The following is a 10,313-nucleotide window of genomic DNA, read 5'->3' on the forward strand; positions in this document are numbered from 1 at the left end:
AGGAGTGGCCCCGGCCGGCCGGGGCCGTGAAAGAGCTTGAAGCGGAAGCCGGTCGCTCTCGGCGGAGGACTCCATGGGACTTCAGTCGAACGATCTTCCCCATGTGCCACAGGTGAGGCCCGGGGATGCAGTTTCCTCCGCGCCCAGACGCTACCCGCGAGCAGCCCGCGCAGCCCGCGCGCGACGGACCGGTCGAAGAACGGCTTCGCGAACGGTTCGCACTGGTGGTCGATGATCGCGTCGGCGAACCTCACCGTCCACTCTTCCGTGGGGTGCCCCTCGAGCGCTTCGTCTACCTTCGCCCGCAGGCGTTCCGCATCGTGCGTTGACATCTCGGGACAGCGCGTGAGAACCACATCGCAGAAGTCATCGGGCACCAGCCGCTGAGGACCCGCCGAATACCCGCCTTCTTACCAAGGCCACCGCCTCAGTGTCAGTGGCCGGCACTACGCTCCTCCCACGGTGACCAGGAACGGATGGGTATGGACGACGGCGCTTCGATCAACGTCAGGCGTGGCGCGGCCTCGCGACCCGCTACGACAAGACACCCGAGAGCTACCTCGCCGGCCTACACCTGCGCGGGGCGGTGATCTGGATACGCAGTCTCCGCCCCACACCTTGATCACAACTCAGGACAGGGCCTAGCAGAGCCGTGCTCCCGTGCACCCGGCCGCGTCCAGGCCGCAGACCACCACGCCACGCCACCCAAGGTCCGGGCTCCACTCCACCCCCTTACCGCATCACCGCGGCTTCCAGCAGCCTGAGGACGACGCGGCACAGTCAGAACAGCGCTATACGGCCAGGACCATCAGCACGGAGAAACCGCTGTTGTCCCCGGCCCAACGGTTTCCGTCCGCCTCACTGCAGGCATGGGAATGAGGCGGGCAGGGCCGCAAGTACAGTGAGTCACCAGCCCCAGATCTGGCGAGTCCGCGTGGACTGCCGTCCGTCATTGCGGCTGCAGCTGGTTGAGCATGCTGCGCGCGAGGACGAGGTGTCGGTGGCTGGGCTCGAGGACAGGCTGCGCGTCGTCGACGATCTGCGTCAGCTCTTGTCTTGCCTGCTCGCTGCGGCCCGCTGTCACCAGGCCCTGGGCTCGTTGCAGGCGGGTGTGAATGGTATGAGGGTGGTCGTGTCCGAGGACGCGGCTTCGTTCGACCACCAGCTCTGTGAACACTGCGGTCGCTTCGAGGGTCCGGCCGGCCCGGGCGGCGAAGCTCGCCTGGGTACTGCGGATGGCGAGTATGTGAGGGTCGTCCGGCCCCAGGGTTTGCTGGGCGTCCGCTAGGAGCTGCTGCAGCTGCCGTTCGGCATCTGCGAGATTGCCGTTCAGGCCGGAGAACCAGATAAGGCTCCGCCGGACAGCGAGGACTTGCGGGTGGCCGGGCCCTTCCAGCCGTAACCGGTCCTCCAGGAGGACGCTCAGCTGCTGGACGGCCGAATGGGTGTCGCCTGCTTCCCCGGTGAAGTAGGCCTGCTGGTGCCGAGCGGCGAGCGTGTCGGCGTGTTCGGGGCCCAGGGCCGCGGTGGTCTCGATGACCAGTTCACCAAATGCAGTGGAGGCTGCCTGCGCATTGCCGGCTTCGCCTGTGAAGAACGCCCATTGGTGGAAGGAAGCCAGCGTATCGGGGTGATGCGGGCCGAGTTCGGCCTGTCTGCGCCGAACGATGCTTTCGAGTTCCCTGACCGCCTGGCGCGGCCGGCCGCGGTCGCCGACCGCTATTGCCAGCAAGAAATCCGCTCCCGAGACGCCCCCTGCGCGGGCCCGTTCGAGTGCCGTGGTCGCCCGCGACAGCTGACTTGCCTGATGGGCGAGAAGCCCCATGTCGTAGGCATCAGCGGGCTCGACACGGGACAGAAGCGCCTCCCACAGATGGTCCGGCACCGGAGGCAGTCTCGGGGTGTTCAGCAGGTAGTCGAAGGCGACATAGCCCTGACTGTAGTTCCCGATCAGGAGTCCGCTCGTGGCGTAGGCGGCCTTGCACGCCCACTGCATCGCCTCGGCAAAAGGCTCGGGCTGCAGGTCCGGCCCGCCACGCTCAGCGAGATAGGGCAGATGGAGGTCTTGGAGCCACTGCCTGCTCGCCGGCCGCCGTAGTCCCGACCGGCGGCAGTCGACGGCTGCCGCGACAATGGCCGCGCCCCGCGGATTGGCTCCCGGTGCCCAGGCGTTCTCCCACGCGGCCAACAACTCCGGCCCTGCTGCGACCACTTCTGCGAGTCCGAACCGGTCGCAGCTGTCCAGGGCCAGCCGTATCCGCGGATCCCCCCGGTGTGCGGCAGCACGCTGCTGTTCTGCCATGGACCAGTGGCGTTCCAGACGGATCTTCACCGCTATGTGCAGCACCTCCCGCTGAACCCGCCAGGCGTCCCGGTCCGACCCTGTCAGCCTGCTCTCCTCCCGGGCGTCGTAGCGGCGGAATTCCTCCGACCGCATCGTCGCCAGTACCACGACACGGCCGGGCCGGCCCTGAAGTAGCTCGGCCAGCGCGGACGCGGTCACCCCGTCGGCACCCAGATAGTTCTCGAGATCGTCCAGCCACAGCACAGCGCGGCGGCGGTGCCGGGCAACCTCAATGGCATGGGGGAGTGCTGTCCTTGCTATGGGACGCACGAACGCATGGCGAGGAAAACGGGACCGCGCAACCTCATACGCCAGACGGGTCTTGCCAGCAGTCGATTCACCGACGATGAGTACGAAACCGTCCTCCTCCAATGCCTGCCGCAGCAGGGGCTCGACATCGCGTTCCACGTAGGGCGGCGCCAACCGGTGATCACGGTGTCCGTCCGCGGGGTGAACACCAGCCAGTTCAGGACGGTCCAACTGGTCAACCCTGGGAATGCTGCCCGACGCATTCCGAAAGAGTGCGGCACTGTTCGGGTCGGTAAGCTGCGGCCGCATGCGGTCGGTAACAAGGGTGTAGACGGTCGTGACGGCCGCACCGATGCCAGTGGCCAGCGGACCGGACGTCCACGTGGCTGCGAGAGCCACGGCGGAGCCACCGACCCCCACAGCTGTCAGGTACCTCAACCAGCCCCGAGTCCAACTGCCGTCGAGCCGAAGATACGCTGACACGCTGCCCCCATTGCGTGACGTGGCCTTCCATTCTCACCAACGCGTTGACTCTGTCGAGGGGACCGCCAATACACGACCAAAATGAGGATCCAGCTCCGCGGGGCCGCAGCGGCCCACCACCACACGACCAAAGCGACGGCATGCGGCAGAGCGGCCAGCGCTCGCCGCGTTACTCGTCCGCACCACCGAACGGCTTCGGCCTATGCACACTGCAGCAGACGGTGAACTCACCAGAGGTAACCTCCCGGACGTACTTCTCCACGCCTGCCAGGCGAAAGAGCTCTCCATCAGTGGCTGCACCGACGGACAGGCCGAGGTGGGCGACCGAGGGGTCAGTGGCTGATGGCGGGCATGACCCGGCTGTAGCGGGTGTCGGTGAGCTGGGAGACGAGGAAGGCAGCAATGTCAGCGCGGGTCATCGCCGAACCGACCTTGTCGTGGCTCAGGAAGCCGGACTTGATACGGCCGGTGGCAGGCTTCCCGACGGGTCGATAATCCGGGCGATGGTGCAGTTGAGCGAGAAGGAGGCGACCGCCTCGGTCACGCTCTTTAGCTACGTTTGGGTCCTTCAACGTTGTAGTGACTGTATGAGCCGACACCGGCAAGCATCCCAGGCCCCAGTGAGGGACACGGGCATGTCATCGGGCTGGAAGCCGGGCGACAATCCCGTGCAGCAGGAGCCATCCTCCGTAGAGCCAGTTCCGGCAGTAGGCCTACACCGCAACTGCGGGACCGGTTCAGTCAGCACGATCTACGCGATGGCTCAAAAGGCGTTCCCCGCAACGCGCTTGGGGGATCATGGTGTCATCGACCAAAGATGATCGAGGGGGCAGCATGGCGCGTGTCGTGGTGGTGCACGGAGTCGGGCAGGAGTACCTGGGGCGACGGTCTTTGCGGGATCCCATCGCCGCCGCACTTGCCGACGGAGTAGAGATCGCCGTTGCTGCCGGGGACGTCGGTGGCCCCGCCCCGGCGCCGGACGACATCGACGTCGCTTTCTACGGAGACGTCTTCCGCGCCCCCGGCACCAAAGGCGCGCAGCCCGCGCCGCGTAGCGCCGCCGACCTCGCCGACCCGTACGAGCAGGCCCTTCTCGAAGCCTGGGCGGCGGCTGCCGCACCGGACCCCACGAAAGCGGATTCCGACCCGACGAAGGCCCCCACCCCGCGCACGCTCCAGCGCGCCATGAACGCCCTGCTGCGTTCGCCGTTCCTGCCCGGGCCGGTGGCTGAGCGGTTCCTGCTGGGTGTCCTGCGGCAGGTGCGCCGCTACTTCACCGAGGACGCTGTGCGGGCCCGTGCCGCCGAGGCCGTCGGTGCCCGCATCGGCCCCGACACGACCGTGCTCGTCGGCCACTCGCTCGGCTCCGTCATCGCGTACGAAACCCTGTGCACGCACCCTGAGTGGCCTGTCCGCACCTTGGTGACTATGGGCTCTCCGCTCGGCATGCCCTCGCTCGTTTTCGACCGGCTGCGCCCGGCTCCGGCCGCAGGGCGCGGGCAGTGGCCGGGTGGCCTGGAACGCTGGACCAATCTCGCCGACCGGCACGATGTGGTTGCGTCGGTGAAGGAGCTGGCCGACCTGTTCAGTCCTCGCCACCCGAGCCCTCTCCCCACCGGCCACGCGACCGCGGCGGGCCAGATTACCGAGGCCGCCGTCGGCGCCAGCCGTCCCGCGCTTCGGGACGTGCCTGTCGACAACGGCTGGAAGGTCCACGACCTGCTGCGCCATCTGACCGCCAGGGAGTCCGGAGCGGCGATCGGCGAGGGGCTCGCGGCGGGCTAATGGGAGAGGCGACGCCGAGACGGTACGCGCTGGCCTTCGGCGCCGCGCACTACACGCACGAGGAACTCCCCGCGTTGCCCGGCGTTGCCGAGGACCTGCCGAGCATCCTCGGATCCCTCACCGGCGTCGGATACGAACCGGTGCCCGTCTTCCCCGACGGAAAGCTGGACCCCCCTGCCCCCGACGACGTCCTGCGGCCTTTGCTGCGCTGGCTCACCAACGACTTCCAGGACGGCGACACGCTTCTCATCTACTACAGCGGCCACGGCCAGGAGGAGGGCGCGGCCCACTACCTGATGTGCTCCGACTCCGAGCCGGGGCCGGCCGAGGTCCGCCTCAGCGGGCTAGCCGCCCACCAACTCGTGGAACTCCCAGCCCTCAAGGGCGTCCAACGCTTGCTGCTCGTCCTCGACGCTTGCTATGCCGGCCGCGGCGCGGTGGACGCCATGGACCAGGCTGTACGAGCCAAGCTCACGCTCGCCCACGCACCAGGCGCAGACCATCGCTTCCTGAAGTCCTTCGGGGTACTCAGCGCCGCCCGGATCACCGAGGAGGCACACGACGGCGCGTTCAGCGCTGCACTCGCCCACGTCCTCACTGACGAGGCCCGGCTCGGCCATCACGCCAGCCACATCTCGCTACCCGAACTCGTTGCCGCGCTCAACGCTGAGTTCCGGCGGCGCGACGTCGACCAGAAGGCGGACTGGGCGCAGCTGTTCGACGACACCATCCAAGGCGACCCGGCGACCGGGTTCTTCCCCAACCCCTACTACGTACCCGAACTACGCCTGGCCGGACGCGATCTCGATGTCGCCGAACAGCGCCACTTCGTACGCAGCCTAGGCGCCGCCTCCGCCTTCGAGATCGCTGAACAGCGCCGCCGCTACGTCGACCTGAGCGAGCATTTCTCCCCGCGGGGCACTGGCCGGCAGACGGCCAGGGAGATTGGCCACTACTTCACAGGCCGAGCCCGCGCCCTGCGCCGGCTCGCCGGCTGGCTTCGGGGCCAGAACGACCACGACGCCCGCGTCTTCGTCGTGACCGGCCCGCCCGGCGTAGGCAAGTCAGCAGTTCTTGGCCGACTCGTCGCTCTGTCCGACGAGGGCACACGTGACACTATCCCCGCCGACACCGTCGCACCGGGTACGCAACCACCGACCGGAGCCATCACGGTCGCCCTGCATGCGCGGGCCCTGACCCTGGACCAGATCGTTGCCGCCCTCGCCGCCGCGGTCGGAGCCCCGGAGCCGACCGTGCCCGGCCTACGGGAACGTCTCGCCTCTCTGGGCTCCTTCGCCACCTTCGTCATCGACGCGCTCGACGAGTCAGGCGTCGCCCACAACGAAGAGCGCCGCATCGCCCGCTTCCTCGCCGACCTGGCGGACGCATTCCCCCGGCTGCGCCTCCTGATCGGCACCAGGCCTCATAATGTGAGCGCCATCGCGCGGAGGACACCGCAGGTGCGAATCATGGACCTCGCGGAACCTACCTGGACCGATATCGAAGACCTCGTAACCTACTCCGAGCACCTGCTGCGAGCGCCGCTCGGCCCCAACAGCGGCAGGAACCTGCCCGACTCCTTCGTCGCCCACGCCGCCGGCGAGATCGCCCTAGCCGCTCATCCCCTCTATCTGGTGGCTCGTCTCGTTGCCCGTGCCACGGCCAATGCCGCGATCGGCCACAGCGCTTCGCCGCTCATCCTCCCCGCACTCGATCCATCAGACAGCCCCGCGACCGCGATCGGCCGTGCCTTCCGCTGGGCCCTCACACAGCAGCTCACCTTCTCGGAGGCGGCGGAGGTCAGGTCGCTGCTGCTGCCTCTGGCGTATGCCGAAGGTCAGGGCATGCCCCTCCCACACATCTGGGCAGCTCTCGCGGCACCCCACCCGCACCAGACCGGACCTACCGCCGAGCGGCTCCTCGACCTCCTGCGCAACGACGCCGTCGGGCCCTACCTCGTCGAAACCCTCGACGAGGACGGGCGCTCGGTTTACCGGCTCTACCACCAGGCACTCGCCGACGACCTGCGCCGCCACGACGCACCTCGGGACGCCGAGGACCGCTGGTACCGGCGGCTTCGGGGCACGGTCCCGCGTGCGACCGACGGAGCCCTGTCGTGGCGTGAGGCCGACGCATACGTCCTGCGTCACCTGCCCGCCAAGGCCGCCGCAGCCGGACGCCTCGACGAACTGGTCACAGACGGCGAGTTCCTGATCCATGCATACCCCTCGGGGCTGGCCCCCCTGCTGCACGGGCTGCGCACGGAGGAAGCTCGGTCGTCCGCCGCCGTCTACCGTGACCATCTGGACCTGCACCAGCGGATGAGCCCGGAAGACCGCCGTCACATCCTCGCCTGCGATGCCGCCCGGCACCGGCACACCGCGCTGCTCGACCAGCTGAACATCGGGGGCCGGGCCGGCCGGTGGCGTCCCTTGTGGGCAGCGGCTGGCAGCTCCCGTTCCACCCTCTCCGTGCAACGTCTCGCTGACGGCCTGGGACCGATTACCGCGGCCAGCCGCATCAGCGTCGAGGGACGAGACATTGTCGCTGCAACCGATGGCGGAAAGCTCCGTGCCTGGGCCATGGCGACCGGGCGCCCGGTCGACCTGCCCGCCCCCGCCTGCAGTACAGCCTTCACCTCGCTGACCACTACTACCTCCGCTGGTCACGACCTCCTTATAACTGGCACCGCTACCGGTGCCGTGCACGTCCACGACCTCACCACCGGACGCACAAGGGAAGCTGGCCATCCTGCCCCCGCAGATTCCTCGCCGGTGACACACCTCGTCACGCTCGACCTGGGGGGCCGCAGGATCGCGGTGAGTGCCACCCAGGACGGCGCCCAGCAGGCGTGGGATCTCGCAGACGCGACCCCACTGCCGCACCGGCTACTCCTGCCGGACGGCTGCCCCGGCGGCCTGGCGACGGTCACCGTGGACGCGGACCCTAACGCACCCAACGAGGTCGGGCGACGGGGCCGGGAAGTGATCGTCGCCGGCGGCCACCACGGCTCCCTGCACATCTGGGACGTGGCTCGTGGGAAGACCGTGGCCTCCCCGGCCGATCCGCGCCTTCCGCCACTGGACGCAGTCGGCTGTGCTGTCATGCACGGGGTTCCAGTTGCCGTCACCGCTGACCGAAAGGCTGTTCGCATCTGGTCTCTGCGACGTCTGCGTGCGCCACGTGAAGTGGGCGCGCTCGCCCTGCCGTCCCCAGCGACCGCCGTCTCCTGTACCACGCCGGGCGGTCGACCCACCGCCGCCCTGGCCTGCGTGGACGGCTCAGTGCACATGCTCGATCTGGAGAGCCGCCGTCTCGTCGCCTCATCAGCGCCCCGGCAACCGACCGACGCCACGACTTCGAGCCTTCCCCATCTGCAGCGGTCGTTCACCTCACTGCACACGTACGTCTCCGGCGACGGCGCCGCCACTGCCGTCCTTGGCACGTCCGACGGATCCGTGCAGGTGTGCGACCTCACCCCGCCGCCCGGGACGTCGAACGATGGCCACAGCCGGGCCATCGTCGCCGCTGCCTGCGCAAGTCACCGGGACCAGCCGGTGGTGGTGACAGCAGGCAGCGACACGACCATACGGATCTGGCGGATGGACACTGGGGCTCCCGCCCTGCCCCCCATTACTGATGAGGTCTCAGGGTTCACAGGAGTCGTCTCCGCTACGGTCGACGGTCGTACCCTCGCTCTGACCTTGGCCGCTAACCGGCCGGCAGAAGTGTGGGACCTGACGAGCGGCACCACAATGGACCGGCAGCGACCTCGCTGGGGCATGGCGGTTGCGGTCGGTCACCACAAAGGCCGTCCCGTCGCGGTGACGGTGGACTACGCGCACTGCCTCCAGGTATGGGACATGATCAGTGGCACCTCGCTGCACGACCTGACCAGAGCCGCAGGGCGGGTGACGGCCTTGGCCTGCGCGCCCCAAGGGGGCCCTCTGGACGTCGCCGCCGCCCGATCGGACGGAACCGTAGGACTGTGGCGTCTCGGTACGAACGACCCCGGCAGGATCTTGCGCGGCACTTGGACGGCGACTGCAGTGGCCTGCGTCCGCCTCGGCGAGCGTTCCGTCGCCCTGATTGCATGCGACGACAGCACCGTCAGAGCCTGGGACGGTCTCACGGACATTGTCCTCGCTGAGCAGGCGCCTGGGATCAAGACGCTCGCGGGGCGGATCGTCAAGGGTCGCCTGCTGCTGGCGACCGGCAATGGCGTTGGACAGGTGATGGTCTGGGAGACGGACGGCAAGGTGTGGCCGCTGACTTCCCCTGGCCCCGCCGTTGACATGTTCACCGTGCCCGATCAGGTTGCGATCAACGCCCTGGAGTTCGCCCCCGACGGACGACTCATTCTTTCCGCGTACAAAGACGTCTACGTCTTCGGCACCGCCGATAAGAGGGAAAGGGACTCAGCAGATAGCGCGGCAACGTCGCAGCCAGGACGGTGGCATGGGCGGTCACTGAGTTCATGAGTGTCCGCTTGTGTCCCTCAGAATCTCAGCGTGACCGAGCAGAGTTGACCGCGCAGGCGCGGTCCAGCGCCGCACACCCCCCATGCGACCGCTCGTGATCACCGGCGTCCAGGTTTGAGGAGAGGCCGACAACCCACTGGCCATCGTCGATGCGCAGCACTGCCCCCCACAGTGCTTCCCACACCCGGCAGCTCATGGGCCACATGGAGGCCCCGGCTGGTGAGGCGGGGAGAAGCGGATGGCCGACCCTCGTAGGTGGCACGCCGCGTAGCGGCGAGCGCGGGAGGACAGGAGCCACGGGCGGTCGATTCAGGATGGACAAGGGACATGAGGATGCTCCTGTTCGAGGAAGAAGAGAGTGCCCTCGGCCACACGTCACCGAGGGCAGCTCGAAGGAGGAACGAGAGGGCAGGAGGCTGGAGCCAAATCCCTGGCGCTGCACACGAATCCGCCAAGATGAGGCAGGAGACCGATAGTTTCCACGACCGTGGGGCGTAGCCCCGGTATGAAACCCAAGCCGACACTCGATCGATGGAACCGTGACGCTCGCGCGTTAGCCGTACTACTAGCCTTTCAAGCCGTCAGGCAACCAACCACATAGCTCAATTCCCACACCGCTGCGGCAGTAGCGGCAGCGCCCCTCCCCGACAGGGGAGGACACCCAATCAAACCTCTGCCCAACAAACCTGTACGACATCAGTGGCGCCGGCAGGCGCCGACACACCCCACCTTCCCGCCAGGGAAAGGAGCCGACTCAACCCACAGTCATGCCGTCAGGCATGACGTTCCGTCACCTTCCGGCCGTCAGGCCGGAGTTGGGCCGTCAGGCCCAAACACAACACAACGTTTGCCCCGTCAGGGGCAAACTCCACATCAACTCAACCCACAGTCATGCCGTCAGGCATGACGTTCCGTCACCTTCCGGCCGTCAGGCCGGAGTTGGGCCGTCAGGCCCAAACACAACACAACGT

The 10,313-nt window shown here is 68.0% G+C and carries 4 protein-coding genes and 1 pseudogene; 3 read left to right on the forward strand and 2 right to left on the reverse strand.

Annotation, left to right across the window (positions count from 1 at the left end; genetic code table 11):
• Positions 1-508: 508 nt before the first annotated feature.
• Positions 509-622, forward strand: a pseudogene (locus tag ACIPEK_RS38525) (IS5/IS1182 family transposase); the annotation flags it as partial.
• A 327-nt stretch (positions 623-949) separates the two neighbouring features.
• Here the strand turns inward: ACIPEK_RS38525 and ACIPEK_RS38530 are convergent.
• Entirely contained in the window at positions 950-2,614 is a 1,665-nt protein-coding gene (locus ACIPEK_RS38530) for a tetratricopeptide repeat protein (protein ID WP_402006264.1), read from the reverse strand.
• Positions 2,615-3,408: 794 nt separating this feature from the next.
• Entirely contained in the window at positions 3,409-3,648 is a 240-nt protein-coding gene (locus tag ACIPEK_RS38535) for a hypothetical protein (protein ID WP_402006267.1), read from the reverse strand.
• 262 nt (positions 3,649-3,910) lie between these two features.
• Here ACIPEK_RS38535 and ACIPEK_RS38540 point away from each other — a divergent pair, with 262 nt between their 5' ends.
• Together ACIPEK_RS38540 and ACIPEK_RS38545 are read left to right on the forward strand one after the other, a co-directional pair.
• Complete coding sequence (locus ACIPEK_RS38540; protein WP_402006270.1) at positions 3,911-4,861, forward strand: hypothetical protein; 951 nt, start codon at positions 3,911-3,913, stop codon at positions 4,859-4,861.
• A complete protein-coding gene (locus ACIPEK_RS38545) occupies positions 4,861-9,342 on the forward strand; it encodes a caspase family protein (protein ID WP_402006273.1) in 4,482 nt (1,493 codons plus the stop codon). The genes ACIPEK_RS38540 and ACIPEK_RS38545 overlap by 1 nt, the downstream gene beginning before the upstream one ends.
• The last annotated feature ends 971 nt before the right edge of the window (positions 9,343-10,313 follow it).

This window comes from Streptomyces sp. NPDC088246, from assembly GCF_044741025.1.
In the GTDB taxonomy this organism is placed as follows: domain Bacteria; phylum Actinomycetota; class Actinomycetes; order Streptomycetales; family Streptomycetaceae; genus Streptomyces.

Coding starts and splice junctions, on each gene's coding strand:
- ACIPEK_RS38540 (WP_402006270.1), top strand. CDS start 3,911: ATGGCGCGTGTCGTGGTGGTGCACGGAGTCGGGCAGGAGTACCTGGGG.
- ACIPEK_RS38545 (WP_402006273.1), top strand. CDS start 4,861: ATGGGAGAGGCGACGCCGAGACGGTACGCGCTGGCCTTCGGCGCCGCG.